This window comes from Brevundimonas poindexterae (assembly GCF_020524625.1).
Classification (GTDB): Bacteria; Pseudomonadota; Alphaproteobacteria; order Caulobacterales; family Caulobacteraceae; genus Brevundimonas; species Brevundimonas poindexterae_A.
Genome location: NZ_JAIVLL010000006.1, coordinates 64,120 through 90,663, shown reverse-complemented (window position 1 = coordinate 90,663; position 26,544 = coordinate 64,120). Strand labels below are relative to the sequence as shown.

Here is a 26,544-nt window from a genome sequence, read left to right as displayed (position 1 = left end):
GGGGTGTTGAAAGGGCGGGGGAATTTCGGGGCGGCTGTGATGGCTGGGGCGATTGACCCAACGGCCCTTCTCCCCTCGGGGGAGAAGGTGGGCCGCGAGAGCGGCTCGGATGAGGGGGCGGTTGAGAGCAAACGCCCACGCTCTCGGTATCGTGTCAGGCGTCCCCCTCATCCGTCAGGCTCCGCCTGACACCTTCTCCCCCGGTGGGGAGAAGGGGCAGGACAGCGGCTCGGCCGGGCACAGCAACTCAGAAATTCCGACCGTATGCCAAGCACATGTCATTTTTCATGTCACAAACTGTCATAGAACATTTACATTCTCGCAGATCGGCGCATTCTGCGGGGGAAGACGCCGGGGAGCGTCCCTGTCCCTATGGAGGTTACGCCCATGATCCGCCCTGCCCTGTCCCTTGTTCTGGCCGCCGGCCTGGCCCTTGGCGCCGCTGCGCCTGTCCTGGCCTCGGTCGATCCGACCACGGGCGACACGCCCGGTCAGGCCGTTATGATCTGTTCCGAGGATGCGGCGACCCGCGCCAGCTTCCAGCGCGAATATGGCGAGCGGCCGGTGTTCGTCTCGGCCCAGGACCTGCTGGCGGCCCGCGATGCCGGCGAGCGCTGGGAGGCGCCGCGCTGCATGACCGAGCGGGAGTTCGCCCGCTTCGAGCGGATGACCGAGCAGCGCGCCGAACTGCGCCGCTAGGGTCTGTACCCGCCTGAAACAGCAAGGGGACGCCGGATCACTCCGGCGTCCCCTTTTTCGTCGAGATACGGCGTGTCGCCCCCTCCGCCACCTTCGGCGGTCCCCCTCCCCCGATGGGGGAGGAGATGATTGCGCCTAGTCGCCGAGGTATTTGTCCAGCCAGCCAAACACTTCATTGTGCCATTGCAGGCTGTTCTGGGGTTTCAGCACCCAGTGGTTCTCGTCCGGGAAGACCAGCAGGCGGCTTTCGATTCCCTGACGCTGGAGCGCGGTGAAGGCCGACAGACCCTGCGACGTCGGGATGCGGAAGTCCTGCTCGCCCTGGATGACCAGCATCGGCGTGTTCCACTTGTTGACGTGGTTGGCCGGGTTAAATTCCTGATAGGCGCGCGGATTTTCCCAGGGCGTGCCGCCGTTCTCCCACTCGGTGAACCACAGCTCCTCGGTGGCAAAGCCCATGGCGAAGGTGTCGAACACTCCGTCGTGGTTGACCATGCACTTGAAGGCATTCGGCCAGTTGCCCGAGATCCAGTTGATCATATAGCCGCCGTAGGAGGCCCCGAGCGCGCAGGCCCGGTCACCGTCGAGGAAGTCATACTTCTCCTGCGCCGCGGCCCAGCCCTTTTGCAGGTCTTCCAGCGGGCGATCGCCCCAGTGCTGGCTGATCGAGTCGGTGAAGGCCTGGCCGTAGCCGATCGAGCCGTGGAAATCGATCATCACCACCGCATAGCCGGCGCCCGCATAGGTCTGGGGGTTCCAGCGATAGGACCAGCCATTGCCGAACGAGCCCTGCGGCCCGCCGTGGATCAGGAAGGCGACCGGGTACTTCCGGCCTTCGACATAGTTGGCGGGCTTGATGACATAGCCGTGGACGGTTTCGTCGTTCCAGCCCTCAAAGGTAAACTGCTCGGCCTCGCCAAAGGCCAGATCGGCCAGCTCCGGGTTCACCTCGGTCAGGCGGCGCGGCATTTCGCGGCCGCGATAGGTCTTGAACCAGAGGTCACCCGGCTGATCCAGCGCGGCCTGGGCATAGACGATGCCCGACGGGGTCAGTACATGGCTGCCGACCGAGCCTTCGCCGGTGAAGGGGATGACGGCGCCGTTGCGCGTATCAACAGCGAACAGCCGGTGCTGGCCAGTGTCCTGCGCCGTGACGTAGAGGGTATTGCCGTCCGTGCTGAAGGCCAGGCTGTCGGCCGAGCGGTCCCAGTTGGCAGCGATCTGGCGGACCTGACCGGTCTCCATGTCGCGCAGCATGATGGCGAACTTGTCGGCCTCGAAGCCGGGGCGCGCCATGGCCCGATACGCCAGGGTCCGGCCGTCGGGCGAGAACACCGGTCCGGCGTCCCAGGCGGGATTGTTCCCGGTCAGATTGGTGAAGTCGCCACTGTCGGTCAGGCCGTCGGTCATCCAGAGGTCGAAGTCGGTGCTCCACGGCTCCGACGATCCGGCCTCGCGGGCCGAGAAGACCAGCGACTGGCTGTCGGGGCTGAAGGTGAAATCCTCCTCGCCGCCGAACGGCTTGGAGGGTGTGTCGCCGTCAAAGCCGCGCGTGACCCAGACCGGCTCGCCTTCGGCCTTACCGTCCTCGCCCAGTTCGACGACAAACAGGTGGTTCTGGGTGCCGTCGTTCCAGGTATCCCAGTGGCGCACGAACATCCGGTCATAGACGCGGCCGGTCGTCTTGCGGGCGGCCTCGGCCTCACCCCGCGCCACCGAACACGCCAGGCTGTCGCAATCGGGATAGACCGCCAAGGCAACCGCCAGACGCCCACCGTCGGGCGAGACCTTGTAGGCCTGCACATCGACCGGCAGGTCGGTCACCTGCATGACCTCGGCCCCATCCGGTCCCGTGGCCCAGATCTGGTTCGAGCCCGAGCGCGAGGAGAGGAAGTACAGGGTCTGGCCGTCGGGAGCCCAGCGGACCGTATTGCCCTGCCCCCCGCCGGCAAACAGCGGACGAGGCTCGGCGTCACTGGTCAGGTCCTGAAGCCAGAGGGTGGTGCCGCCCCCGCCATTGAACGGATCGACCGCGCGCACCTGATAGGTCAGCCAGTGACCATCGGGCGAGACCTGGGGATCGGACAGCCGGTTCAGGCGCAGCATTACCTCATAGGTAAAGGGCTCGGGGTCCGCGGCCGGGGTGGGCGCCTCGACCGGCGCCGTCTGCGGATCAAGGGCGAGCGCCGGGACCGCCGTCAGGCTGAAGGCCATCAGGGCCGCGGCGGCCGTGGCCATACGGCGCGACCGGAAGAAGGATGTGGAAAGCGAGCGCATGCGCCGGACCTCATAGCCTGTGCCAGAACTGTGGGACGCAGGCCTAGCACCGCCCGCCCGTCCCGGCAAAGGCCCGCACAGCCCGCTTGCCCGATGCGAGCGGAGCGGCGACAAGCAAGGCATGACGGCGGCCTCCGATTCCCGACATATCTGCGATGTGCTGATCGCCGAGCGCGCGCCGCGCCTGACGGCGTCGATGGCCTGGCCGCTGATCCGGCCCTTCCTCTACGGGCTGCTGGGCTATGGCCGGGCACGATCCATGGCGGATGCCGTGGCGCCCATGGGCGGGGCCGAGGCGCTGGATTACGTCTCGAAACTGCTTGCTCTGGACGTGCGCATCCTGAATGCCGACCGGATTCCGCAGGCGGGCCGCTGCGTGGTGGTCAGCAACCACCCGACCGGAATCGCCGACGGCATTGCCGCCTATGACGCCATCCGCGCGCAGCGGGACGATGCCATCTTCTTTGCCAATGCCGATGCGCTGCGGGTTTCGCCCCGGTTGGACGAGGTGATCATTCCGGTCGAATGGGTCACCGCCAAGCGCACGCGCGAAAAGACCCGCGCCACCCTGGATGCGGCGCGGCGCGCCTTCGAGGAAGACCGCGCCGTGGTGCTGTTTCCCGCCGGGCGACTGGCGCGGGTGGCGGGCGACGGCCAGCTGACTGATCCGGAATGGTCCCCGACCGCCGTCAGCCTGGCCCGCAAATATCAGGCGCCGATCGTGCCGATCCATATGAGCGGGCCGTGGTCGCGGCTGTTCCACACCTTCGACCGCATCTCGCCCGAGCTGCGCGACATCACCCTGTTTCATGAGATGCTGAACAAGACCGGCGGGACCTTCCGCCTGACGGTCGGGCCGCCCATCCCGCCGGAGCGGCTGGATGCGGACGCCGCCCGCGCCACCTATGGGCTGAAAGCCTATATCGAGCGGGTCCTGCCCGGACAGCCGGATGCGCCCTATGCCTGAAGTCCGCGATATCGCCCTGGCCGACGAGGCTGCCACGACCCGGCTGGGACAGGCACTGGCCGGGCACTTGACGGCGGGGGAAGTCGTCTTGCTGAGCGGCGCGCTGGGCATGGGCAAGTCGACGCTGGCGCGCGGCCTGATCCGGGCCCTGACCCGGCCTGACGAGGATGTACCCAGCCCGACCTTCACCCTGGTGCAGTTCTATGAGAGCGCGCCGCCCGTCGCCCATTTCGACCTCTACCGGCTGGACGACCCGCGCGAGGTGGACGAGATCGGCCTCCATGAGGCCATCGACGACGGCGTGGCCCTGATCGAATGGCCCGAACGGCTGGGCGAGAACGGCGCCGGGGCCTTGAGCCCCGACCGGCTGTCGGTCACGCTGGAGACCGACGGCGAGGGCCGTCGCGCGCGGCTGTCGGGCTACGGCGCCTGGGCGGAAAAGCTGAAGGATCTGCATGTCTGAGCGTGGTGCGCTGATCGCTGATTTCCTCGCCGGAGCGGGTCTTGCCGACGCGCGGCGCGACCCCCTGCCGGGTGACGCCTCGACCCGGCGCTACGAGCGGCTGACCACGCCCTCGGGCGGGCGGCTGATGCTGATGGATCAGGCCCCGGCCCTCGAGAGCCCGCCGTGCGATCCGGCCTGGTCGCCCGAGCAGCGTCTGGCCCATGGCTGGAACGCGACGGCACGTCTGTCGGCGGGGCGGATCGAGGCCTTTGCCGCCGTGGCGCAGCACCTGCGGGCCGCCGGCCTCTCGGCACCCGAAGTGGTGGCGCTGGATGCCGCCAACGGTCTGGCGATCCTCGAGGACCTCGGCGACGACCTCTATGCCCGGGTGATCGAGCGCGGCGCGGATGAGTTGCCCCTCTATATCGAGGCGGTCGAGGCGCTGGCCCGGCTGCATCTCGTGGCCCCCCTGCCGGACCGGCTGGAAGGACCGGGCGGGGACTGGCCGCTGCTGACCTATGACGCGACCGCGCTGCAGGCCGGGGCCGACCTGTTCATCGAATGGATGCCGAAGCTTCTACCCGACCTCGACTTCGGTGCCGAAGCGCGCGCCGAATGGCACGCTGCCTGGGCCCCGGTCGCGGCCATGGGCGAGGCCCGGGCCTGGGTGATGGCGCACCGCGACTATCATGCCGAGAACCTGCTGTGGCTGCCGGACCGTGAGGGCTTCCGGCGGGTCGGCCTGATCGATTTTCAGGATGCGGTGCTGGCCCATCCCGTCTGGGACCTGCACTCCCTGCTCCAGGACGCGCGCCGCGACGTCTCGCCCGAGGTCGAGCGCGCCGCGCTGGACCACTACATTGACGTCATGCAGGTGGATGGCGACACCTACCGGGCCGACTATGCCGCGCTGGCAGCGCTGAACGAGGGGCGCATCCTCGGCGTCTTCGCCCGGCTGATCGCGCGCGACGGCAAGCCGCGCTATCGCCAGTTCATGCCGCGCATGTGGGGCCATCTGGAACAAAACCTGAAACGACCGGAACTGTCGCAGGTCCGGGTTTGGTTCGACCGTCATGTTCCGAGGGAGATGCGCGGATGACGGTTCCGAAGACAGCGCCCAAGACCGCTATGGTGCTGGCCGCAGGGCTGGGCACGCGCATGCGGCCCCTGACCGATGACCGGCCCAAGGCGCTGGTCGAGGTCGGCGGAAGGGCCCTGATCGACCATGTGCTGGACCGGCTGGCGGACGCCGGCGTCGCGCGCGCCGTGGTCAATGTCCACTGGTTCGCCGACCGGCTGGAGGCCCATCTGGCTGGCCGCGGGCGCGGGCCGGAGATCACGATTTCGGACGAGCGCGCCGAGCTTCTCGAGACCGGCGGTGGTCTGAAGAAGGCCATCCCGCTTCTGGGCGATGACCCGGTCTTCGTCGCCAATATCGACAGCGTCTGGACCGACCGGGGGGATGCCCTGGCGGAGCTGTCCAACCTGTGGGATCCCGAGCGGATGGATGCCGCCCTGCTGCTGGCGCGGCGCGAGGGCGCGATCGGCTTTGAGGGCGGCGGGGACTTCTTTCTCGGTGAGGACGGACAGCTGACCTTTCGGGGCGAGGCCGCCGAGGCGCCCTATGCCTATATGGGCGTGCACATCTGCCGTCCCGGCTATGTCGCCGACGGCCCTGACGGGCCCTTCTCGCTCAGCGGGCTGTGGCGCAGGTCGGCCGCGGCGGGGCGGCTGTTCGGCTGTGTGCTGGATGGCAACTGGATGCACGTCGGCGATCCCGGAGCGCGCGATGAGGCCGAGGCCCGGCTGGCGCGAGAGGCCGGGTGACGGACGCCTTCGACCCCTTCCCGCATATCTTCGCGCCGCGCTGGTACTCCATCGACGCGCACCGGCCCTTCCTGAACGATCTGGCGGCGGCCCTGCTGGACTGGTCCGGGCGCCAGTCACCGGAAATCCTGAGCGACGCCATGCTGTTGCTGCCGAACCGGCGGGCGGTGCGCTCGTTCGAGCAGGCCCTGCTGGCGGTGGGCGACGGTCGGCCGGTGTTGATGCCGCAGGTGCGCGCGCTCGGCGATCTGGAGGAGGACGAGGCGCCCTTCACGCCCGGCGCGCTGGGGCTGGACCTGCCGCCCGCCATCTCACCCCTGCATCGCCGGTTCGAGCTGGCCCGGATGATCGTCGAGGAGTTCGACACCAGTCTCTCGGTGCGGGAAGCCCTGGCCCACGCGGACACCCTCGGCCGGTTCCTGGAGTCCTGCCAGATCGAGGAGATCGAGGATCCCGGCCGCGTCGCGGATCTGGTCGAAGGCGATCTGGCCGACCATTGGCGGAAGCAGGCCCGGTTCCTGTCCCTCGGGGTCGAGGCCTGGCCGAAGCGGCTGGCGGCGCTGGGGCTGGTCGACCCGGCCTGGCGGCGGGTGACCCTGTTGCGGCTGCTGGCCGAGCACTGGTCGAAACACCCCCCGGTGACCCCGGTGCTGGCCGCCGGATCGACCGGCACGGTCCCGGCCGCCGCTGCCGTGCTCGATGCTGTGGCCCATGCTCCTCAGGGGGCCGTCATCCTGCCCGGACTGGATCGCGCGCTGCCGGACGATGTGTGGACGAAGGTCGATGATCTGCATCCGCAGGGCGCCCTGAAACTGCTGCTGGAGCGCAGCGGGATCGCGCGCGCCGATGTGCGGCCCTGGCCCGTGCCGGGTGGCGTCGACCAGACCGGCGGCCGGGCCCGCGAGCGGGTGCTGAACGAGGCCCTCAGGCCGGCCGAGACCACAGGCGACTGGCGGACCGCCATCTCAGGTCTTCGCGCCGAGGCCGCGCCGCATGATCCCGTCGATCCGGTGGTGCGCGGCCTGGAGGGCCTGACCCTGCTGGACCTGCCCGACGAGGAGTCGACGGCCGCGACCCTCGCCCTGGCCATGCGCGAGGCGCTGGAAGTGCCGGGCCGCACCTGCGCCCTCGTCACGCCCGATCTGGATCTGGGCCGGCGCGTCGCTGCCCGGCTGGAGCGATGGGGGATCCGGCCGGACAATTCCGCCGGCGTCAGCCTGCGCACCCTGCCCGCCGGACGGCTGGTCGATCTGGTGGCGCGCTGGATGGAGCGGCCTCTGGATGCCGCGACGCTGCTGTCGCTGCTGAAGCATCCGCGCGTGCGACCCGGTCTGGACGAGGCCGCCGTCGCGCATCTGGAACTGTATGGCTTTCGAGGCGCCGCGCCGCGCGACGGGTCGGTCCTGCGCCACAGGCTTCTGAAGCCCCAAGGCCGAGGCGGGGGCCGGGGCCGGGGTAGCGCCGGCGACACCCCGCCCGAAGGCGCGACCGAAGCTCTGGCTCTGGTCGATCGACTGGAGACACTCTCGGCCGCCGCCCGGTCGGCTTTCCGGCCCGAGGCGCCGCTGGATGAGGCCGCCCGGGCGCTGGTCACGGCGATCGAAAGCCTCGCCGGTCCCTCGGCCTGGTCCGGCAGCGATGGGGACACGGCGTCCGCCCTGCTGGCCGAATTGATCGAGGCGGGTGGGGCGCTGGGCGCCGTCACCCGGCCCGAGTTTGCCGCCCTGATCGGTTCGCTGCTGGACGAACAGACGGTGCGTCAGGGCGGCGCCACCCATCCGCGCCTGCGCATTCTCGGCGCCATCGAGGGGCGGCTGGTCCGGTCAGACCGGATGATCCTGGCCGGGCTGGAGGAAACCGTCTGGCCGCCCGCCGCCCCCGTCGATCCCTTCCTGTCCCGACCGATGCGCGCGACCCTGGGCCTGCCCTCGCCGGAAAAGCGCATCGGCCAGTCGGCGCAGGACTTCGTTCAGGCGGCGGCGGGACCCGAGGCCCTGCTGGTCCATTGCCAGCGACGGAACGGCCAGCCGACCGTGCGCTCGCGCTGGCTGTGGCGGCTGCAGATGCTGGCGACCGGGGCCAATACCGCGAAACACCCGGTGGCCCTGACCACGGACGATCCGGTGCGCGAGCTGGCCCGCATGCTGGACAGCCCGCCCGATCTGGTGCCGCGACCGGCCAGCCGGCCCGAGCCCCGGCCGCCGGTGGAGCAGCGCCCCCGCAGCCTGTACGTCACCCGTGTCGAGCGCTGGATCCGCGATCCCTATGCCCTCTATGCCCAGTGGATCCTGGGGCTGGAATCCCTCGACCGGCCCGGCCAGCCGGCCACCGCCATGGAGCGGGGCAATGCCATTCACGCCGCCATCGAGGCCCTGACGCTGGAGCGCCCCGACGACATGGGCGACGACTTTGCCGAGGCGCTGGCCGGGCGGATCGTCGCCGAACTGGTCAAGGCGGGCTTTGACGACGCGGCCCTGGCGCGTGAGCAGCCGCTGGCCGAAGCCTCGGCCCGCTGGCTGGCGGAGCAGGAGCGGATCCGCCGCGCCCGCACGGACGGACCCGTCACCCTGCATGCGGAAAGGAAGGGGCGGATGACCCTGACCCTGCCGGGCGGCGACTTCGTGCTGCAGGCCTATGCCGACCGGATCGAGACCTGGCCGGGCGGTGCCGCCGTCCTCGACTTCAAGACCGGCATGGGGCCGTCGAAGAAGGAGGTCGAGGCCGGCCTCGCGCCCCAGCTGACCCTGACCGCCGCCATTCTGGAGGCCGGGGGCTTTGGCCCTGACATCGGCCGGGGCCCGGTGGCCGAGCTGGCCTATGTCCGCCCCACCGGGCGCGGCGAGGGAGGAGAGTGGAAGACCGTGGCCGCCGGGCTTGAGGACACCGCCACCGCGACCGGCGACGCGCTGGAGGGCCTGACCCGGCGCATCGCCCATTTCGACCGGGACGAGACGCCCTATCGGTCATGGGCCGTGCCCAAATTCATGACCTTGCGCGGCGGCAACTATGACCATCTGGCGCGGGTCTGGGAGTGGCATGTCATGGGCGCGGCCGACGGCGAGGGAGAGGGCGGATGAGCGACCCCGTGCACCCCCAGACGCGCGCTGCCGATCCGACGCTGTCGGTGTTCGTCTCGGCCAATGCCGGGTCGGGCAAGACCACCACCCTGGTCAGCCGGGTGGCGCGGCTGTTGCTGGGCGGAACGGCGCCCGGCGCCATTCTGTGCGTGACCTTCACCAAGGCCGCCGCCTCGGAGATGCAGAGCCGGCTGTTCGCGCGGCTGGGCGGCTGGGCCGTCATGGACGACGACAAGCTGTCCCGCGCCCTTGCTGAGCTCGAGGGGGGCGCGCCGGGCGACTATGACGACGAGGCCCTGTCCCGCGCCCGGCGCCTGTTCGCCCGCGCGCTCGAGACCCCCGGCGGGCTGAAGATCCAGACCCTGCACGCCTTCTGCGAAAAGCTGCTGCGGCGTTTTCCCATGGAGGCCGGGGTCACACCGGGCTTCAGCGTGCTGGAGGATGAGGCGGCGCGGCGTCTGTCGCGCGAGGCGCGCGATGATCTGGCGCGGGCGGCGCTGGCCGACGGGGACAGACCGCTGGGCGAGGCCTATCGCCATTTCGCCGTCACGCTCGACTTCCAGACCTTCGAGGGCCTGCTGGCGACGCTTGAGGCCGAGCGGCTGAAGATCTCGGCCTGGGTCGAGGCGGTCGCACAGGGCGAGGCCTGCGACATCCATACCCTGACCGGCACCGAAGCCGGCGTGACGGTCGAGGGGCTGGAGCGCGACTGGCTGGCGGCGTTCGACCCGGCCGAAGCGCGGGCGCTGGCGGCGGAGTTGGCAGCGGGCGCCGTCACCGACCAGAAGAAGGCCGCCGTCCTGCAACAGGCGCTGGCCGAGGGCCTGAGCTTTGCCGGGCTGCGCCGCCTGTTCCTGAAGGCCGACGGCGCGCCCCATGCGAAAATGGGTACAAAGTCGGTGCCGCCCGGCGTGATGACACGCCTGACCGAGCTTCAGGACAGCTACTGCCAGACGCTGGGGGCGTGCCGCGCGGCCTGCACGGCCGAGCGGTCGCGCCATGCGGCGACGCTCGCGACCGCCTATGCCGCCCTCTATCAGCAGGCCAAGGACCGGTCGGGGGGCCTCGATTTCGCCGATCTGGTGGACCGCACGCGCGCCCTCCTGACCGAGGCGCAGGCCGCCGCCTGGGTGCTCTACAAGATGGACGGTGGCATCGACCATGTGCTGGTCGACGAGGCGCAGGACACCGCCCCCGAGCAATGGGACATCATCACCGCCCTGACCGGCGAGTTCTTCGGCGGCGATACCTCGGCCCGCACCGTGTTCGCGGTCGGGGACGAGAAGCAGTCGATCTATTCCTTCCAGGGGGCGCGTCCCGAGCGGCTGCGGCGCGAGGCCCAGGCCTATGACCAGAGGATCAAGGGCACGGGCGGCGCCTTCGAGGGCATTGAGCTGACCACCTCCTACCGGTCGACGCCGCAGGTGCTGAAGTTCGTCGACGCCGTCTTCGAGGGGCCCGAGCGGGCCCGCGCCCTGACCGGCCAGACGCTTCAGCAGGCGCCCGAACACGTCGCCGCCCGCACCGGTCATGCCGGCTCGATCGAGCTGTGGCCCCTGTTCTTCGACGATGAGGCGGTCGAGCAGGATCCGTGGGTGCCGGTCGACCATGAACCCGCCACCCATGGCCGGAAGAAGCTGGCCCGGGCACTGGCCCGCGAAATCCGACGCGCGGTCGATCAGGGCGACGCCGTCTATGACCCGAAGGACAAGGCCTGGCGGGCCTGTGGCTATGACGATTTCCTGATCCTCGTCCGGCGGCGCGATCCGACCTTTGAGGAGATCATTCGCGCGCTGAAGGCCGAGGGCGTGCCCGTGGCCGGCGCCGACCGGCTGAAGCTGTCCAGCCATATCGCCTTTGACGACATCAAGGCCGTGATGCGCTTTGCCCTCTTCCCCGGCGACGAGCTCAGCCTCGCCGAAATCCTGCGCGGGCCGCTGTGCGACCTGCCGGACTTCGAGGGACCCGACAGCCTGTACGCCCTGGCCGGTCAAAAGGGCCGCGGCCCGCTGTGGGAAGAGCTTCAGGCCCGCGCCCATGAGCAGCCCCTGTGGGCCCGGGCGCTGGCGCTCGCCACCTGGGCGCGGGACGCTCGGGATCGCGAGGCCTTTGCCTTCGCCTCCGGCCTGCTGAACCGCAAGGACGATGCGGGCGTCACCGGCCGGGTGCGGATGCTGGAGCGGCTGGGTCGCGAGGCCGAGGAGGCCCTGGACGAAACCCTGTCGCTGATCCTGTCGCTGGACAAACAGGGGCTGTCGGACCTGGAGACGGTGCTCGACCGGCTGGAGGCGGCCGAGGTCGAGGTCAAACGTGATCTGGAGGGCCCGCGCGGCGAGGTGCGCATTATGACCGTGCACGGGGCCAAGGGGCTGGAGGCGCCGGTCGTCTTCCTGCCCGACACCACGGCCCGGGCCGGCGCGCGCGGCACCGCCCTGTTCGAGGTGCCGACCGAGGTCGAGGAAGGTCAAACACCACCCCCCGCCGGATGGCTGATGGGCGGACGGAAGGATGAGGATTGCGCCGCGCTTGCAGCCGCCCGTACGGCCCGCGAACAGGCCTCGTCCGACGAGAGCCTGCGCCTGCTCTACGTCGGCCTGACGCGGGCCCGCGACCGGCTGGTGATCATGGGCCGGGGCATGGCCGGGCGAAAGGACGGCTTTGCCGACGGCAGCTGGTGGGACCTGCTCAGCCAGACCTTCGACCGGCTGGACGCAGTCGCGGATATGGACGATGGCCGCCGGCGCTTTGGTCCGGCCCCCGCGTCCGTCCTGCGCGTCGTGCCCGCCATCCCCGAACGGCAGACCCTGCCCGACTGGTGCCGCACCGACCCGCCGGCGGACGCCGGCCTGCGCGCCCGCGCCCCGTCACGGCTGGCCGGGGACGGCGAGGATGCCGGACCGCCCTCGCCCTCACCGCTGGATCGGGGCCGGGACGGCGGCCTGTCGCGCCTGCGCCGGGGGACACTGATCCACCGCTTGCTGGAGCGGCTGCCCGAACTGCCCGCCGCCGATCGCCGCGCGGCGGCCGACCGCCTGCTGGCGCGCGAGCCCGGCCTGACACCCGCCCAGATCACCGAGATGACGGGCGCGGCCTTCGGTGTGCTGGAGGACGACCGGTTCGCGGCCGTCTTCGGCCCCGGGTCGCGCGCCGAGGTGGCCCTGACCGGCACGGTCGAGGGCATCGCCTGGTCGGGACGCATGGACCGGCTGGTGGTCCTGCCCGACCGGATTCTGGTGATCGACTACAAGACCCAGCGCCCGGCACCGGACCACATCGACCGCACCGACCCCGCCCATCTGTTGCAGATGGCGGCCTATGTCGCCCTGCTGCGGCGGCTCTATCCCGGCCGGGCGGTCGAGGCGGCGCTGGTCTGGGCCGACGGGCCGCGCCTGATGCCCGTGCCGGACGCCCTGATCGACGAGGCGCTTCACGCACTGGCGCCCGCCCTGTAGGCTGTCACCTTGAACGGGGCGGGAATCGCCCCACATCCGAAAGCCGACGGGTGCCCGGCGCCCCGCTTCCCGAGAGAGTTCCATGACGACGATCAAGGTCACCGACGACAGCTTCGAGACCGACGTGCTGAAGGCCTCCACCCCCGTGCTGGTGGACTTCTGGGCCGAATGGTGCGGGCCCTGCAAACAGATCGGCCCGGCCCTCGAACAGATCGCCGACGAAATGGCCGGTCAGGTCACGGTCGCCAAGCTGAACATCGACGACAGCCCCATGACCCCGTCAAAACTGGGCGTGAAGGGCATCCCGACCCTGATGCTGTTCAAGGACGGCCAGATGACCTCGATGAAGGTCGGCGCCATCCCCAAGGGCAAGATCGCCGAATGGCTGGCCGAACAGGGCATCGCCAGCAGCGACGCCGCCTAGACCGGCCAGGTGTCTTCGGACGCGCCGAGCACTTCCCCTGCCAGATAGAGCGAGCCGCAGATGATGATGCGGCCGGCGCCGAGGTCGAGCGCGCGCTGAACCGCCTCACCGACGCTGTCGGCGGCCATGGCGCCGAAACCCTGCCCTTGGGCGACGGCGGCCAGGGCCTCGGCCGGGACGGCGGCGCCCTCGAACGCCACCGTGATGACCGGGGCGTCCAGCCCGCGCAGGGTCTGGAAAAAGCCGCCCGCGTCCTTTGAGGCCAGCAGGCCCACGATCAGGGCCATGGGCCGCGGGTCGCGCCGCTGGCGCTCCAGCAGGGCTTCGGACAGGGCGCGGCCCGCGTGCGGATTGTGCCCGCCATCCAGCCACAGTTCGACGCCCGCCGCCTCGGCCTTCTGTCCATAGGGGCCGGCCTTCAGCCGCTGCATGCGGGCGGGCCAGACCGCCGCGGTCAGGCCGGCCTCGATGGCGTCCACGGTCAGGCCGAAGTCGAGCGCGGCGGCGACCGCCAGACCGGCATTGTCGATCTGGTGCGGGCCCGTGAGGTTCGGCAGGGGCAGGTCCAGCAGCCGGTCGACGCCCTGGAACACCAGCCGCCCATGCTCGGTGAAGGCGTCGATATCCTCGCCCAGGACCGACAAGGCGACGCCATTTCCGGCCGCGGCGTGGCCGATGACGTCGCGGGCGACCTCGGGCTGGCGGGCGACGACCGCGCGGCCGCCCCGCTTCAGGATGCCGGCCTTTTCGTGCGCGATCCCGGCCAGATCGGCGCCGAGGAATTCGGCGTGGTCATGGTCCACCGGCGTGATGACCGCCAGCTGGGGCACGGGCAGGACATTGGTCGCATCCAGTGAGCCCCCCAGCCCGACCTCGATCAGGGCCAGATCAGCCTCGACCTCGCTCATGGCGACGAAGGCCGCGGCCGTGGTGCTCTCGAACACCGTCGCCTCGCCCGGAATGGCCTCGATCCGGTCGAGGATGGCGTCCAGCGCCGCATCGCTGATCAGGCTGCCGGCCAGCCGGATCCGCTCATTGAACCGCACGAGATGGGGTGAGGAGTAGACATGGACGCGCAAGCCCGCCGCCTCGGCCATGGCCCGCAGGAAGGCGATGGTCGAGCCCTTGCCGTTGGTCCCGGCCACATGGACCACGGGCGGCAGTCTCCGCTGCGGATCACCCAGCGCCGCGCACAGGGCGGTCATCCGCTCCAGCGACAGATCAATCCTCTGGGGGTGCCGCTGCCTGAGGCGTTCAGAAATGGGGTCCATGTCCTTCATCCTCCCCCATTCATGGGGGAGGGGGACCCCGTAGGGGTGGAGGGGGCGGCAGCGTGCACAATCGCGTCGAGAACATCGGGGCGGGTCTTCTCGTCCAGCACATCTCGAGCGGCGATCCTCAAAACCTGAATGCCCTCTTCGTGCAGCCAACGCGTTCGCACAGCGTCGTGGCGCGCTTGATCAGCCTCGCCGTGGAACTCTCCGTCCACCTCGACAGCCAGTCGGGCGGATGGGCAATAGAAGTCCAGAATGTAGCTCCCGATGGCATGCTGACGGCGAACCCTTAGTCCCTGCAGCCTCTCCCCGCGCAGACAGCCCCATAGCAGGACTTCAGGAAGCGACATCGCGCGTCTCAACGTTCGGGCACGTTTCGCTGTCAGGACCTTCGCTCGCACTCGCCCCCTCCACCGCTCCGCGGTCCCCCTCCCCCGCAGGCGGGGGAGGATATGACTTAAGCCGCCTTTCGGCCGTCCATCAGCATGGACAGGATCTGGCCCAGCACGCGGGGCAGGTCGGCGCGGGGCACGACGCGGTCGACCATGCCTTTTTCCTGCAGATATTCAGCGCGCTGGAAGCCGGGGGGCAGCTTTTCGCGGATGGTGGCCTCGATCACGCGCGGACCGGCAAAGCCGATCAGGGCGCCCGGCTCGGCGAGGTGGACATCGCCCAGCATGGCATAGCTGGCGGTCACCCCGCCCGTAGTCGGATCGGTCAGCACCACCACGAACGGCAGACGATGTGCCTTCAGGTCCTGGATGGCCAGGGTGGTGCGGGCCATCTGCATGAGGGACAGCGCGCCCTCCTGCATGCGGGCGCCGCCGGCGGCGGTGTAGCAGACCAGCGGCACCTTGCGTTCGATGGCGGCCTCAGCGGCGGCGATGAAGGCTTCGCCGGCGGCCATGCCCAGCGACCCGCCCATGAAGGTGAAATCCTGGACGATCACCACGGCGGGTGTTCCGCCGACATCGCCATAGCCGATGGCCATGGTGTCCTTGCGTCCCGCCGCCTTGCGCGCCGCAGCCAGACGGTCGCGGTACGGCTTGCCGTCCGAGAAGTTCAGCGGATCCTCGGGCACCTCGGGGGTGTCGATCGGCTCATACTCGCCGTCGTCGAAAGTGTAGCGCAGCCGGGTCGGGGCATTGATGCGCATATGGCGCCCGGACGGGGTCACCCACAGGCTGCCCTCGAGGTCCGAGCGATACAGCATCTCGCCGGTGTCGGGGTCCTTGACCCAGAGATTGTCGGGCGTGTCGCGGCGGCCGACGATCTTGCGCACGCCGGGCGCGAAGCGGCTCAGCCAGCCACCCCGGGCGGGCGGTTGCGGACGGTCGGGAGTCTTGCGATCAGCCATGGGTCGTCTTCTACACGGTTTCGGCGGCGCGGGCGGTGTGCACGGCGTGCGACAGGTCCCGCGCCAGGGAGAGAACGTCGGCCACCGGGTCGCGGTTCTCGGTCACGGCCGCCTCGACCCGGTCGACCAGGGCCGAGCCGACCACCACCGCATCGGCGACCCGGGCGATTTCGGCGGCCCGTTCGGCGGTCTTTACGCCAAAGCCGACGGCGACGGGAAGGCCGATCGCGGAGCGCACCCGCGCCACCGCCGGCGCCACATCGCCGGCCACGGCTTCCTTGACCCCGGTCACACCGGCGACCGAGACATAATAGACAAAGCCCGAGGTGCCGCGCGCGATGACCTTCAGCCGGTCATCGTCCGAGGTCGGGGTGGCCAGCCGGATCAGCGACAGGTGCGAGGCATCCAGCGCCTCGACCAGTTCCGCGGACTCCTCGGGCGGGCAGTCGACCAGGATGACCCCATCAACCCCCGCCGCATCGGCGGCCTGGGCAAAGGCCCGGTAGCCCATCTGCTCGACCGGATTGAGATAGCCCATCAGGATCAGGGGCGTGTCGGCATTCCCCGCCCGGAAGCGGCGGGCCAGCTCCAGGGTGCCCTTCAGCGTCAGGCCGGATTTCAGCCCGCGCAGGGCGGCACGCTGGATGGTCGGCCCCTCGGCCATCGGATCGGAGAAGGGAAAGCCCAGCTCCAGCACATCGGCCCCGGCCTCGACCAGACCGTTCAGGATGTCGAGCGTGGCTTCGGGCGACGGATCGCCCGCCATGACATAGGCGACAAAACCGGCGCGGCCCTCGGCCTTCAGCGCCGCAAAGCGGGCGTCGATACGGGCGGTGGTCATGCGTCAGATCCTCCCCTGTGGAGCGTAGCGGCACGGGGGAGGGGGACCATGCGCAGCATGGTGGAGGGGGCGGCTTCAGGCGCAGCGTCCGGGGCTTGCCCCCTCCACCACTTCGTGGTCCCCCTCCCCCGCTTCGCGAGGGAGGATCGAAGGCTGCCAGTCACAGCTCCACCCCCAGATGTTTGGCGACCGAGAAGATGTCCTTGTCGCCGCGGCCGCACAGATTGACCACGACATTGCCGTCCTTGCCGACCTCGTTCGCGATCTCGCCGATGCGGGCCAGGGCGTGACTGGGTTCCAGCGCCGGGATGATGCCCTCCAGCCTGGAGCACAGCTGGAAGGCCTCCAGTGCCTCGGCGTCCGTGGTGGCGCGGTATTCGGCGCGGCCGGTCTGGTGCAGCCAGGCGTGCTCGGGTCCGATCCCCGGATAGTCGAGGCCCGCCGAAATGGAGTGCCCCTCAAGGATCTGGCCGTCGTCGTCCTGCAGCAGATAGGTGCGGTTGCCGTGCAGCACGCCCGGGCGACCGCCCTGCAGGCTGGCGGCGTGGGAATTGCCCTTCAGCCCCAGACCGGCGGCCTCGATCCCGATCAGGCGCACGCCCTCGTCGCCGATAAAGGGGTGGAACAGGCCGATGGCATTGGACCCGCCGCCGATCGCCGCGACGCAGGCGTCGGGCAGGCGGCCGGTGCGGGCCATCAGCTGCTCTTTCGTCTCGCGGCCGATGACGCTCTGGAAGTCGCGGACCATGGCGGGATAGGGGTGCGGACCCGCGGCCGTGCCGATGATGTAGAAGGTGTCGCCGACGTTCGAGACCCAGTCGCGCATGGCCTCGTTCATGGCCTCCTTCAGCGTCGCCCGGCCATTGGTGACGGGCCGCACCTCGGCCCCCAGCAGCTTCATGCGGAAGACGTTCGGTGCCTGACGCTCGATGTCGGCGGCGCCCATATAGACGACGCAGGGCAGGCCGAAGCGGGCGCAGACAGTGGCGGTCGCCACCCCGTGCTGGCCGGCGCCGGTCTCGGCGATGATGCGGGTCTTGCCCATGCGGCGGGCCAGCAGAATCTGGCCCATGCAATTGTTGATCTTGTGCGCGCCGGTGTGATTCAGCTCGTCGCGCTTGAACCAGATGTTGGCGCCGCCGTGGTGTTCCGTCAGCCGCTCGGCGAAATAGAGCGGGCTGGGCCGGCCGACATAGTGGGTCAGGAAGTCATCCAGCTCGGCCTGAAACGACGGATCGGCGCGCGCGGCATCCCAGGCCGCCTCCAGCTCGTGGATGGCGGGCATCAGGGTCTCGGCCACGAACCGGCCGCCGAACGGACCGAACCGGCCCTCGGCGTCGGGCCAGGCGTAAGCGTTGGAAAGCGAAGCGTTCAAGATGACTGTTTCCCGGGGAGGGTACCTACGGCCTGAAGGAAGGCGCGGATGAGGGCCGGTTCCTTAACACCCGGCGCGCGCTCGACGCCAGAGGACACATCGACCATGGGTGCGCCGGACAGCCGCACAGCTTCGGCGACATTCGCCGGATTGAGCCCGCCCGCCAGGAACCACGGGCGCTCAAGCTTGAGCTCCGCCAGCAGCGTCCAGTCGAAGCTCAACCCCATGCCGCCGGGGAGGGTCGCGTCGGCCGGGGTGCGGGCGTCAAACATCAGGTGATCGGCCACTCCGGCCCAGTCGGCGACCGGCCTCATGTCGTCGGGGTCGGAGACCGGCAGGCATTTGATGATCCCGGCCCCGGTCCGCTGGCGCACCTCTGCGGCCCGCTCGGGCGTCTCACGGCCGTGCAGCTGGATGAAGTCGGGGGCGACGTTGCGGCTCAGGGCGTCCAGCAGGGCATCGTCGGGATCGACCGTCACGACCACCACCTTCGCCCGGCGGTCCCCGGCCATGCCGGTCTGGTCCAGCAGACGCCGGGCGTGTTCGGGCGCGAGGTTGCGGGGGCTCTTCCCGAACGCCACCAGACCCACGAAGGCCGCGCCCGCGTCCAGCGCAACCGTCAGGGTCTCGGGGGTCGTCAGTCCGCAGATCTTCGCCAGGGTCATGGGCCGTGACCTGCGCACAGCCGGGCCGGGCGTCAAGTCTGATAGAGGTCGGCGTCCGGATCGGGGTGCCCCCGGATCGCCGCCGAGACCACCTGGCTGGCGATCACCGAATAGGTGATGCCGTTGCCACCAAAGCCCATGACGGCCCAGGCGTGCGCCATGTCGGGCACCGGCGCGATGGAGGGCAGGCCGGTCGCGCTCTCGCCGAACGCCCCGGCCCAGCTGTAGTCGACCTCGAATTCCAGATCGGGCAGCAGGGTGAGCAGCTTCTCGCGGATGGTGGCGCATTTGCGCTTCAGCTTGTCGGGGTTTTCGTGGGCGCCGGGGGCGTCCTCATCCTCGCCGCCCACGATCAGGCGGCCGTCGCCGGCCATGCGGAAATAGAGGTAGGGGTCGGACGCTTCCCACACGAGGGTGTCGCGCAACCAGGCCGGGCACGGCGTGCGTTCGGTGGAGGCCAGCGCCCAGGTCGAGATGACCTTTGCACCCGGGGTCGGCACGCCCTCCGGGAACTCATAGCCACAGCAGAACACAACATGCCGCGCGCGCACGGCATGGCCCGTATCGGTCAGCAGGGTGACACCGTCGGGGTCGGAGGCCGCCTGCGTCACCTCGACCGGCGAATAGACCACCGCCCCGTCCGCCTGGGCCCGCCGCAGGAGGCCGGCCGCCAGCTGGGCGGGGTCGGCGCTGGCCGAGCCGGTGGACAGGATCGCCCCGGTCCGGTCGAGGCCGAACCGCTCACGAAGGTCGGCGGGACCGAAGAAGGTGCTGTCCAGACCGATGTCGGCCCGCGCGTCGGCTTCGGCGTCCAGCGCGCGACGGCCGTACTCATCGCCGGCCAGATAGAGGGTGTCCTTGCCCTCAAGGCCACAGCGGATGCCCTCGTCCGCCACGATCTGCTTCAGCGCGTCCACCGCCGCGCGGGAGCGCAGATACGCCCGGCGCGCATCCGCCATGCCGATCCGGTCCGCCAAGGCGGTCAACGGCAGGTCGATTTCCCATTGCAGCAGGGCCGTCGAGGCCATGGTCGATCCGGTCAGGGGCGGGCGTCGGTCCAGCACCGCCACCGAATGATCGCGGCTCAGCTCGCGCGCCATGAAGGCGCCGCTGATCCCGGCCCCTATGATGGCGATATCGACGGAGATCGCCCCGGTCAGCGTCCTGACCGGCACGCCGAGGCCATAACTGTCGGCCCAGACCGACCGGCCGGTCCGGAGATCGCGCTTCTGTGTGGCACCGCTCATCGACCGTCCCCTGTGGCGGAGCGATAGAGCCCCAGAGGTCCGGGGGTTCCGGCGGCGTCACTGAAAGATCAGATCGACCTCTTCGGGCGTCAGCAGGCGCCAATCGCCGGGCGCCAGATCGTCGGGCAGGGTCAGGGCCCCGACCCGCTCGCGGTGCAGGGCCTCGACGTGGTTGCCGACGGCGGCGAACATGCGCCGCACCTGGTGATAGCGGCCTTCGGTGACCGTCAGGGTCGCCTCGGTCGGGGTGATGACCTCGAGGACGGCCGGCGACAGGGGCTTGTCCTCGCCCTCCAGCACCAGTTCGCCCGAGGCGAACAGCGCGCCCTCCCCGCCCTCCAGGGGCCGGGCGAGCGTGGCGCGGTAGACCTTGGCCACATGGCGCTTCGGACTGATGATCCGGTGCAGCAGGGCGCCGTCGTCGGTCAGCAGCAGCAGGCCGGTGGTCGCCTTGTCCAGCCGCCCGACGGTCGAAATGGCCGGGTCGCGCCTGCGCCAGCGCTCGGGCAACAGGTCGAACACCAGCGCCCCGTCCTCCTTGTGCGAACAGGTCATGCCCAGCGGCTTGTGCATCATCATCACCAGCCCCGGCAGCGGGTCGAGCGGTTCGCCATCGATCTCCATCCGCGTGGGCAGGTCGGGCGAGAGCGCGATCCGCTTCGACACATCGGTCAGGTCCGCGCCGTCCAGCGCAATCCCGCCGGCCCGGGCCATCCGCGCCATTTCGGTGCGCGAGCCATAGCCGAGCGATGACAGCAGCCGGTCGATGCGCAGGCTGGGGACCTTGCTCACTTCTTCGCCTCGATGATCTTGTAGCCCTCGGCTTCCACGACCGGCCGCACGGTCTTGAAGGCCGCATTCAAGGTGGTCTCGTAGGGCAGGTGTCGGTTGGCCACCATCCAGAGCGTGCCGCCCGTGCGCAGCGACTTTGCCGCCCGATCGATAAAGGCCTGGCCCAAGGCGCGATCCTCGGCCCCGCCATCGTGGAAGGGCGGATTGGCGACGACAAAATCCAGATCCGCCAGATCGGTCAGGGTGCGCACATCGGCCCACAGGAACCGCGCGCGCGGATCGTCGAGGTTGCGCCGCGCCGCCTCGACCGCCCGACGGTCCAGATCGATCAGGGTCAGTTCGGTGACCGCCTCCTGCGCCAACACCACCCGGCCCAGCGCGCCATAGCCACAGCCGAAGTCCGCGCCGCGCCCCTTCAGGCCCTCCAGATGCCGGATCAGCAGGGCGGTGCCCGGGTCGACCCGGTCCCAGGCAAACAGGCCCGGCTGGGTCCAGATGCCGGACTCCGGGTCCTGCCGCAGCGCGCCGGCCGCAATCCCCGTCTCGATACCGCTCAACGTCTGCGGCCGCGTCGCCAGACAGCGTTTGTGGTGGGCCTTGGAGACGACCTCGCAGTCGACCCCGAAGCCCTTCAGCTCCTTCGCCAGCCGCGCCCCGCCCTTCGTCTTGGGCGCCATGACATCGAGGCGACCGCCCGGCTTCAGGGCCCGCAGCACCAGCGCCAGCGTGTACTGTCGCTCGATCGCACCCGCCGGGGCCAGAACCACGGCCTGATCCACGCTTTCGGGCACGAGGTCTTCCAGCACGGCCGCGCCGGGCACGCGGGGCGAGACCTGCACCGCATCGGTGGGCGGATCGAAGACGAGAGGGGGGCGACCGAAGATCAGGCTGTTCATAAGGCGGCCTATAGCGGCAATTGTCGCCCCGGGCACGGGTGACACATCCGGCCTCATCCGGCAGAACCGGGCATGGCCTGTGATTCGTCCGCCAGCCGGAGCCTTCCGGACGCCCGCGCCCTCCTGCAGCGTATCTGGGGCCATGACGACTTTCGCGGTCTTCAGGCCCCGGTGATCACGGCCGTGCTGGAGGGCTGCGATGTCCTGGCCGTCCTGCCGACCGGCGGCGGCAAGAGCCTGTGCTACCAGATCCCGGCCCTGCTGCGGCCCGGCCTGACGCTGGTGGTCTCGCCGCTCATCGCCCTGATGAGCGATCAGGTCGCCGCGCTGGACCAGCTGGGCGTGCCCGCCGCGCGGCTGGATTCCTCGCTCGATTCCGAGGCGCGAGCGGCCCTCTGGACGCGCATCCGGGCGGGCGAGATCAAGCTGCTGTATGTCTCGCCCGAGGGTCTGGCCTCGTCCTGGCTGCTCGACCGGCTGGCCGAGCTGGACCTGTCCTTCATCGCCGTCGACGAGGCGCACTGCGTCTCGCAATGGGGTCATGACTTCCGGCCCGACTATCGCAATCTGGGGCGGCTGAAGGCGCGCTTCCCCTCGGTGCCGACCGTGGCCCTGACCGCCACCGCCGATGCCCGCACCCGCGCCGACATCCTGCAATCGCTCAACATCAGCGGCGCCGAAGTGTTCGTCGACAGCTTCGCCCGGCCGAACCTGCGCCTTTCGGCCCTGCCCAAGGCGGGCGGTCAGGCGAAGACCGAGACCCAGGTTCAGGAATTGGTCGAGGCCCGGCGCGGCGTGTCCGGCGTCGTCTATTGCGGGTCGAGGAAGGGCTGCGAGCGGCTGGCCGAGGCCCTTTCGGCGGCGGGCCATGATGCGGTCGCCTATCACGCGGGGCTGGACGCCCGGGAACGTCACGACCGGCTGACCCGGTTCCTCGAGGCCGATCAGGGGGTGATCGTCGCGACCATCGCCTTCGGCATGGGGGTCGACAAGCCGGACGTGCGCTTTGTCATCCACGCCGATCCGCCGGGCTCGCTGGAGGCCTATTGGCAGGAGGTCGGCCGCGCGGGCCGTGACGGCGATCCGGCCGAGGGCATCACCCTGTTCGGCTCGGCCGACGTCGCCTGGTCACTCAAGCGTCTGGACGGGGGTGCGCTGGACCCCGAGGTCATGGCCGCCCAGCGCCGCAAGGTCTGGCAGCTGTACGCCATGCTGGACGGCGCCGTCTGTCGCCCCCAAGCCGTTCGCCACTATTTCGGGGAAGAGGGCGCCGAGCCCTGCGGCGTCTGCGACCTGTGCCGCCATCCGCCCGAATTGGTCGCCATGACCACCGAGGCGCAGAAAGCCCTGGCCGCCGTTCACCGGCTGGAAGGCCGTTACGGCCGGGGGCGGGTGATCGACCACCTGACCGGGCGTCGCAAGGACGGCGAAGGTCTGGGCGAGAGCCTGTCGACCTGGGGCATCGGTCGCGATCTTCCCGCAGCGGAATGGCGCCGCATCCTCGATCATCTGGTGTTCGAGGGCCTGCTGATCGAGGACCCGAACGACGGTCGCCCCCTGATCGGACTGGGCGATCCCGCGGCCGTGCGCGCGGTCTATCGCGGCGAGCATGCGGTCGAGCTGAAGCGGGAGACACCACAGGCCGCCCGACCGGCCGGTCGCCGCGCGCCGGCCACCGATCTGATGGCGCAGCTGTCACCCGGCGCCCGCGCGCGCTTCGAGGCCCTGCGCTCCTGGCGGCGCGAGGCGGCCCATGCCCAGGGCGTGCCCCCCTATGTGATCTTCCAGGATCGCACCCTGCTGGCGCTGGCCGAGGCCCGCCCCGCCAGTCTGGAGGCCCTGTCGGGCGTCTCCGGCATCGGCAAGTCCAAGCTGACCACCTATGGCCGCGCGGTTCTGGAGGTGCTGACCCGCGCCGAGCAGGCCGAGGCCGCCTGATCCCTCACGGCGCGCCCAGGAACTCGTCGACGGCCGCCATGAAGCGCGCGGGCTGGTCGATCATCACCATATGCTCGGCCCCCGCGATGGGCACCAGTCGCGGCGGTCGCGGCAGTCCGGTCCAGGCCTGACGCCAGGAGGACTGCAGCCGGTAGCGCGGCGAATCCTCACGCCGGCTCCAGCCGTAGACCACTGTGACCGGCACATCGATGCGGGCCAGACGGGGGCGCAGGTCGACGGTCATGACTTCATAGAGGCTCTGGGCCAGCACCCGGGCGTCGCCGCCCTGCCAGCCGACCCAGGATTCGAGCGCCTCGGAGGTCGAGCCCATGCCCTCGGCCCAGACCTGCCGCGACAGGGCGTCGTCGCCCAGGAACAGGACAGCCTGATAGGCGATCGCGGCGATCGGCTGCAGGTCTTCTCCGGTCGCCCGGTCGTCGAGCAGGGCCGGAAAGAAGGGCGCCGCGTCGACGATCATGATCCGCCCCACGCCCGACCGGCCGTCGCTGGCCAGTCTCACCGCGATCTGCCCGCCCATTGAATGGCCGATCACCGCCGGGGCGCGCAGGCGCTGGCTGCGGATGTAGCGGGCGACCTCCTCCGCCACGGGGCCGGCGACCAGACCCGTGCCGTTGTCCCCCGCCGCCAGGTCTCCGAAGCCGCGCACGGAGACCAGATGCACCCGGTAGGTTTCACTCAGCCTCTGCGCGACCGGCTCCCAGACCAGACTGGTGGAGGCCAGACCCGGGATCAGGATCACGTCGCGGACCGGTCGGTCAGGGTCGACGTTTTGTGGCCCTCGCACCTCGACCGTGATCCGCCGCGAAGTGAAGCGGGCCTGCGGAGCCGCCTCGGTCCCGATAGCCGGGGCGGCCGGGGCCTCCGACACGGGCGTCGGGGCCGGCGCCGGGGCCGGCGGCAACTCTGCGGGAGCCCCGCCGGTCGGCAGGGCCAGCGACAGGATCAGGCCGGAGAAGGCGAGCAGCGAAATCATGACCCTATCCTGCGACGGCGATCCGGGCAGGAAAACGGCCCGGATGGGGCAAACACCACCGGGCTTGCCAAAGTTGCGTGATCGGCTTCATCTATCTCCCGGATCTTCTGGGGGAGGAACCGATGCTGATCCCGATTTTGACCGCCCTGACTCTGACGATGACGTCGGCTCAGGTTCAGGACCCACCGACACCTGCCTCGGACTGGCACCCGTTCTCGCGCAGCAGTTCGACTGTCTACATGGCCGATGCCGGGACGCTGGCGCTGGTCGATGGCGCGACTCGGGTGAAGGTGGCGCGCGTGCCGCTGACGCTCACCGACTTCAGCCACGAGATCGACACCTATGCCCTGCGCTGCGGGGCGCGCGAAATCCGCTTCATGGCGACCGAAACCTACGACGGCTCGGGGGCGATGGTGGATCGCTACGAGGAAGAGGCCGACTGGGAGCCCGTCGTCGAGGGCACCAACTACGGCTTCCTCTATGAGGTGGCCTGCAACGAAAAGCGCTCCAGCCAGGGCTCCTGGCCCTCGGTGACCGCCTACATCGGCCAGAACCGCTAGGCGTCGATCAGCACCGCGTCCCGCTCGGCCTTCTTGTAGCGGACAATGCACAGGTCGATGTTCTCGATCAGGGTGCTGACCTGCGGCAGCTCCAGCGACCCGTCCAGGGTCAACTGGAACGTCTCGATCAGCGGCGCAAAGGTCCCCGGGATCCAGAGATCGCTGCCGTGCACGGCGTCGCTCAGCAGCGCGGTCCGCAGCAGGACCTGGTCCAGCCCCGGCCGGTTCACCGTCAGGCAAAAGGCGATCAGCCCGTCGGCGATGCGGAAGATGTGCCTGAGGTGCTCGTCCGAAGGCCGGTCGCGCCCGTTGCCGACAATGGTGCGGATCCGGTCCAGACCTTCCTGGAACCGCGGCAGGGTGCGGGGGGCCAGCACCTCGAGATTGGCATGCGCCTCGACCAGACATTCAGAGACCCGCTTGCCGCCCGGCCGGCGTGCCTCGCGCTCGAAGGCCGTCTCGACCATTCGGAATTTTGTGCCACTCATAGGGCGACCTTCTGGGGTTTGAGCACGCTGTTGATTTGCTCCTGATCGAGGTTCGGTTCCTTGGCCGCGCCGAGCGCGGTGGACAGGTCGGATCCTCGCCGGCCCTTCGTGCCCTCGGGCACGCCGTCGTATTTGAACCGCCGGTCCGGGCCGACATACTTCGCGGCCTCGACAAACTGGCGACCGCCCTTGGAGATCCAGAGCATCCGCTGCATCAGCACGCTGGGTGACAGCGGCTTGGCCACCACGAAGTTGGCGCCACAGTCGCGCGCCGAGGCGATCTCGCTCTTGGGTGTATGCGAGCTGGTCACGATGACGGGGGCGAACCGGTTGGGGTCCAGCGTCGACTGGCGCAGCCAGCGCACCAGTTCATAGCCCGACTCCTCGTTCACCGTGCTGTCGACGAGGGTGAAGTCTATCTGCTCGCGCGACAGGACGGACTTGGCATCTTCCAGCGTGGCGGCGCGGCGGATACGCTCCACGCCAAAGCCCATCAGCATCTGGCCGAGCACATCGAGGCCCAGCGAATTGGAGTCCACGCACAGCACCGTCACATTGCGCAGATTGATGCGGGCGCTGCCGCCAGCGGCGGGTTTTTCGGCGACTACCATAGCTCGTACTCACCTGTGTTTCGAGCGGTGTCCCCCCGCGGCGTGCCCCCTGCCAGACGGCTGGCCAGCCCCTGCAGCTGCAAGGCGCCGGTGATCCGGCCCAGCCAGGCTTCGTCGATCGACTGGCGTCCGGACGTGGCGAGCGACAGCGCCGCGAGCACCGAGGCGGTGCCCTCCAGATGCTGGGTCAGCGAGTCGAGGTCCTGGATGTCCACGTCGGTCGGGGGCTCGGTCTCGCCGGCGAGGCGGTCCTCGAGGACACGTGACCGGGCCGCAAGGTCGGCAACCTCGGCCGCCAGCCTCGCCAGGATCGTCTGCAGAACCGTTTCTGTCTCCAT

General features: G+C 69.9%; 24 protein-coding genes. 10 read left to right on the top strand and 14 right to left on the bottom strand.

Going from position 1 to position 26,544, the window contains the following annotated elements; genetic code table 11:
• Positions 1 to 387 precede the first annotated feature (387 nt).
• Positions 388 to 699: a hypothetical protein gene (locus LC068_RS13755; RefSeq protein ID WP_226638146.1), complete on the top strand. Its 312-nt coding sequence runs from the start codon at positions 388 to 390 to the stop codon at positions 697 to 699.
• 135 nt (positions 700 to 834) lie between these two features.
• Here the strand turns inward: LC068_RS13755 and LC068_RS13750 are convergent, their stop codons facing one another.
• Positions 835 to 2,976 (bottom strand): alpha/beta hydrolase family protein, encoded by a 2,142-nt coding sequence (locus LC068_RS13750; RefSeq protein WP_226638144.1) that lies wholly within the window; start codon positions 2,974 to 2,976, stop codon positions 835 to 837.
• A gap of 121 nt (positions 2,977 to 3,097) precedes the next feature.
• Between LC068_RS13750 and LC068_RS13745 the strand changes: the two genes are divergently transcribed.
• The 7 genes from LC068_RS13745 to trxA all read left to right on the top strand — a co-directional run bounded on the left by LC068_RS13745 (position 3,098) and on the right by trxA (position 13,168).
• Complete coding sequence (locus tag LC068_RS13745) at positions 3,098 to 3,943, top strand: 1-acyl-sn-glycerol-3-phosphate acyltransferase (protein WP_226638141.1); 846 nt, start codon at positions 3,098 to 3,100, stop codon at positions 3,941 to 3,943.
• Entirely contained in the window at positions 3,936 to 4,406 is a 471-nt protein-coding gene (tsaE, locus tag LC068_RS13740; RefSeq protein ID WP_226638140.1) for a tRNA (adenosine(37)-N6)-threonylcarbamoyltransferase complex ATPase subunit type 1 TsaE, read from the top strand. The genes LC068_RS13745 and tsaE overlap by 8 nt, the downstream gene beginning before the upstream one ends.
• Positions 4,399 to 5,487: an N-acetylmuramate/N-acetylglucosamine kinase AmgK gene (gene amgK / locus LC068_RS13735; RefSeq protein ID WP_226638137.1), complete on the top strand. Its 1,089-nt coding sequence runs from the start codon at positions 4,399 to 4,401 to the stop codon at positions 5,485 to 5,487. The genes tsaE and amgK overlap by 8 nt, the downstream gene beginning before the upstream one ends.
• A gap of 29 nt (positions 5,488 to 5,516) precedes the next feature.
• Positions 5,517 to 6,215, top strand: coding sequence for an N-acetylmuramate alpha-1-phosphate uridylyltransferase MurU (murU, locus tag LC068_RS13730; RefSeq protein WP_226638153.1), 699 nt, complete (start codon positions 5,517 to 5,519; stop codon positions 6,213 to 6,215).
• Positions 6,212 to 9,292 (top strand): double-strand break repair protein AddB, encoded by a 3,081-nt coding sequence (gene addB / locus LC068_RS13725; protein ID WP_226638135.1) that lies wholly within the window; start codon positions 6,212 to 6,214, stop codon positions 9,290 to 9,292. Before murU ends, addB begins: the two co-directional genes overlap by 4 nt.
• Positions 9,289 to 12,744 carry a double-strand break repair helicase AddA gene (gene addA / locus LC068_RS13720; protein WP_226638133.1) on the top strand — a complete coding sequence of 1,152 codons (3,456 nt, stop codon included), beginning with the start codon at positions 9,289 to 9,291 and terminating at the stop codon, positions 12,742 to 12,744. The genes addB and addA overlap by 4 nt, the downstream gene beginning before the upstream one ends.
• 82 nt (positions 12,745 to 12,826) lie before the next feature.
• Positions 12,827 to 13,168 carry a thioredoxin TrxA gene (gene trxA / locus LC068_RS13715; RefSeq protein WP_226638131.1) on the top strand — a complete coding sequence of 114 codons (342 nt, stop codon included), beginning with the start codon at positions 12,827 to 12,829 and terminating at the stop codon, positions 13,166 to 13,168.
• On the opposite strand, the gene LC068_RS13710 is transcribed toward trxA, so the two are convergent.
• The 9 genes from LC068_RS13710 to LC068_RS13670 form a co-directional block, all read right to left on the bottom strand.
• Positions 13,165 to 14,439 carry a bifunctional folylpolyglutamate synthase/dihydrofolate synthase gene (locus tag LC068_RS13710; RefSeq protein WP_226638128.1) on the bottom strand — a complete coding sequence of 425 codons (1,275 nt, stop codon included), beginning with the start codon at positions 14,437 to 14,439 and terminating at the stop codon, positions 13,165 to 13,167. The two genes, trxA and LC068_RS13710, sit on opposite strands and share 4 nt — an antisense overlap.
• Before the next feature lie 5 nt (positions 14,440 to 14,444).
• The gene (locus tag LC068_RS13705) at positions 14,445 to 14,792 is read right to left on the bottom strand and encodes an endonuclease domain-containing protein (RefSeq protein ID WP_264182441.1); all 348 of its coding nucleotides are present in this window, start codon (positions 14,790 to 14,792) and stop codon (positions 14,445 to 14,447) included.
• A gap of 107 nt (positions 14,793 to 14,899) precedes the next feature.
• The gene (gene accD / locus LC068_RS13700) at positions 14,900 to 15,799 is read right to left on the bottom strand and encodes an acetyl-CoA carboxylase, carboxyltransferase subunit beta (RefSeq protein ID WP_226638123.1); all 900 of its coding nucleotides are present in this window, start codon (positions 15,797 to 15,799) and stop codon (positions 14,900 to 14,902) included.
• A 10-nt stretch (positions 15,800 to 15,809) separates the two neighbouring features.
• Positions 15,810 to 16,640, bottom strand: a complete 831-nt coding sequence (gene trpA, locus LC068_RS13695; protein ID WP_226638121.1) for a tryptophan synthase subunit alpha — start codon at positions 16,638 to 16,640, stop codon at positions 15,810 to 15,812.
• Between the two features lie 160 nt (positions 16,641 to 16,800).
• Positions 16,801 to 18,015: a tryptophan synthase subunit beta gene (trpB, locus tag LC068_RS13690; RefSeq protein WP_226638119.1), complete on the bottom strand. Its 1,215-nt coding sequence runs from the start codon at positions 18,013 to 18,015 to the stop codon at positions 16,801 to 16,803.
• The gene (locus LC068_RS13685) at positions 18,012 to 18,680 is read right to left on the bottom strand and encodes a phosphoribosylanthranilate isomerase (protein WP_226638117.1); all 669 of its coding nucleotides are present in this window, start codon (positions 18,678 to 18,680) and stop codon (positions 18,012 to 18,014) included. The genes trpB and LC068_RS13685 overlap by 4 nt, the downstream gene beginning before the upstream one ends.
• Before the next feature lie 32 nt (positions 18,681 to 18,712).
• Positions 18,713 to 19,927 (bottom strand): NAD(P)/FAD-dependent oxidoreductase, encoded by a 1,215-nt coding sequence (locus LC068_RS13680; RefSeq protein WP_226638114.1) that lies wholly within the window; start codon positions 19,925 to 19,927, stop codon positions 18,713 to 18,715.
• A 57-nt stretch (positions 19,928 to 19,984) separates the two neighbouring features.
• Positions 19,985 to 20,719 carry a 16S rRNA pseudouridine(516) synthase gene (locus LC068_RS13675; RefSeq protein ID WP_226638112.1) on the bottom strand — a complete coding sequence of 245 codons (735 nt, stop codon included), beginning with the start codon at positions 20,717 to 20,719 and terminating at the stop codon, positions 19,985 to 19,987.
• Positions 20,716 to 21,615: a class I SAM-dependent methyltransferase gene (locus LC068_RS13670; protein WP_226638110.1), complete on the bottom strand. Its 900-nt coding sequence runs from the start codon at positions 21,613 to 21,615 to the stop codon at positions 20,716 to 20,718. Before LC068_RS13670 ends, LC068_RS13675 begins: the two co-directional genes overlap by 4 nt.
• Positions 21,616 to 21,687: 72 nt before the next feature.
• Here LC068_RS13670 and recQ point away from each other — a divergent pair, with 72 nt between their 5' ends.
• Entirely contained in the window at positions 21,688 to 23,553 is a 1,866-nt protein-coding gene (gene recQ / locus LC068_RS13665; RefSeq protein WP_226638108.1) for a DNA helicase RecQ, read from the top strand.
• A 4-nt stretch (positions 23,554 to 23,557) separates the two neighbouring features.
• Here the strand turns inward: recQ and LC068_RS13660 are convergent, their stop codons facing one another.
• Entirely contained in the window at positions 23,558 to 24,547 is a 990-nt protein-coding gene (locus LC068_RS13660) for an alpha/beta fold hydrolase (RefSeq protein ID WP_226638106.1), read from the bottom strand.
• A gap of 122 nt (positions 24,548 to 24,669) precedes the next feature.
• Here LC068_RS13660 and LC068_RS13655 point away from each other — a divergent pair, with 122 nt between their 5' ends.
• Positions 24,670 to 25,107 carry a surface-adhesin E family protein gene (locus LC068_RS13655; protein WP_226638104.1) on the top strand — a complete coding sequence of 146 codons (438 nt, stop codon included), beginning with the start codon at positions 24,670 to 24,672 and terminating at the stop codon, positions 25,105 to 25,107.
• Here the strand turns inward: LC068_RS13655 and LC068_RS13650 are convergent.
• Genes LC068_RS13650 through LC068_RS13640 form a run of 3 tightly spaced genes read right to left on the bottom strand, consistent with a single transcriptional unit; the run spans position 25,104 to position 26,544 of the window.
• The gene (locus LC068_RS13650; protein WP_226638102.1) at positions 25,104 to 25,595 is read right to left on the bottom strand and encodes a hypothetical protein; all 492 of its coding nucleotides are present in this window, start codon (positions 25,593 to 25,595) and stop codon (positions 25,104 to 25,106) included. The two genes, LC068_RS13655 and LC068_RS13650, sit on opposite strands and share 4 nt — an antisense overlap.
• Positions 25,592 to 26,206 (bottom strand): response regulator, encoded by a 615-nt coding sequence (locus LC068_RS13645; RefSeq protein ID WP_226638100.1) that lies wholly within the window; start codon positions 26,204 to 26,206, stop codon positions 25,592 to 25,594. Before LC068_RS13645 ends, LC068_RS13650 begins: the two co-directional genes overlap by 4 nt.
• Positions 26,200 to 26,544, bottom strand: a complete 345-nt coding sequence (locus tag LC068_RS13640) for a hypothetical protein (protein WP_226638098.1) — start codon at positions 26,542 to 26,544, stop codon at positions 26,200 to 26,202. Before LC068_RS13640 ends, LC068_RS13645 begins: the two co-directional genes overlap by 7 nt.

Bases quoted from the DNA above. Each gene is read 5' to 3' on its own strand.
- LC068_RS13755 (WP_226638146.1), top strand. From the start codon at position 388: ATGATCCGCCCTGCCCTGTCCCTTGTTCTGGCCGCCGGCCTGGCCCTT.
- LC068_RS13750 (WP_226638144.1), bottom strand. From the start codon at position 2,976: ATGCGCTCGCTTTCCACATCCTTCTTCCGGTCGCGCCGTATGGCCACG.
- LC068_RS13745 (WP_226638141.1), top strand. From the start codon at position 3,098: ATGACGGCGGCCTCCGATTCCCGACATATCTGCGATGTGCTGATCGCC.
- tsaE (WP_226638140.1), top strand. From the start codon at position 3,936: ATGCCTGAAGTCCGCGATATCGCCCTGGCCGACGAGGCTGCCACGACC.
- amgK (WP_226638137.1), top strand. From the start codon at position 4,399: ATGTCTGAGCGTGGTGCGCTGATCGCTGATTTCCTCGCCGGAGCGGGT.
- murU (WP_226638153.1), top strand. From the start codon at position 5,517: ATGGTGCTGGCCGCAGGGCTGGGCACGCGCATGCGGCCCCTGACCGAT.
- addA (WP_226638133.1), top strand. From the start codon at position 9,289: ATGAGCGACCCCGTGCACCCCCAGACGCGCGCTGCCGATCCGACGCTG.
- trxA (WP_226638131.1), top strand. From the start codon at position 12,827: ATGACGACGATCAAGGTCACCGACGACAGCTTCGAGACCGACGTGCTG.
- LC068_RS13710 (WP_226638128.1), bottom strand. From the start codon at position 14,439: ATGGACCCCATTTCTGAACGCCTCAGGCAGCGGCACCCCCAGAGGATT.
- LC068_RS13705 (WP_264182441.1), bottom strand. From the start codon at position 14,792: ATGTCGCTTCCTGAAGTCCTGCTATGGGGCTGTCTGCGCGGGGAGAGG.
- accD (WP_226638123.1), bottom strand. From the start codon at position 15,799: ATGGCTGATCGCAAGACTCCCGACCGTCCGCAACCGCCCGCCCGGGGT.
- trpA (WP_226638121.1), bottom strand. From the start codon at position 16,640: ATGACCACCGCCCGTATCGACGCCCGCTTTGCGGCGCTGAAGGCCGAG.
- LC068_RS13685 (WP_226638117.1), bottom strand. From the start codon at position 18,680: ATGACCCTGGCGAAGATCTGCGGACTGACGACCCCCGAGACCCTGACG.
- LC068_RS13680 (WP_226638114.1), bottom strand. From the start codon at position 19,927: ATGAGCGGTGCCACACAGAAGCGCGATCTCCGGACCGGCCGGTCGGTC.
- LC068_RS13670 (WP_226638110.1), bottom strand. From the start codon at position 21,615: ATGAACAGCCTGATCTTCGGTCGCCCCCCTCTCGTCTTCGATCCGCCC.
- recQ (WP_226638108.1), top strand. From the start codon at position 21,688: ATGGCCTGTGATTCGTCCGCCAGCCGGAGCCTTCCGGACGCCCGCGCC.
- LC068_RS13660 (WP_226638106.1), bottom strand. From the start codon at position 24,547: ATGATTTCGCTGCTCGCCTTCTCCGGCCTGATCCTGTCGCTGGCCCTG.
- LC068_RS13655 (WP_226638104.1), top strand. From the start codon at position 24,670: ATGCTGATCCCGATTTTGACCGCCCTGACTCTGACGATGACGTCGGCT.
- LC068_RS13650 (WP_226638102.1), bottom strand. From the start codon at position 25,595: ATGAGTGGCACAAAATTCCGAATGGTCGAGACGGCCTTCGAGCGCGAG.
- LC068_RS13645 (WP_226638100.1), bottom strand. From the start codon at position 26,206: ATGGTAGTCGCCGAAAAACCCGCCGCTGGCGGCAGCGCCCGCATCAAT.
- LC068_RS13640 (WP_226638098.1), bottom strand. From the start codon at position 26,544: ATGGAGACAGAAACGGTTCTGCAGACGATCCTGGCGAGGCTGGCGGCC.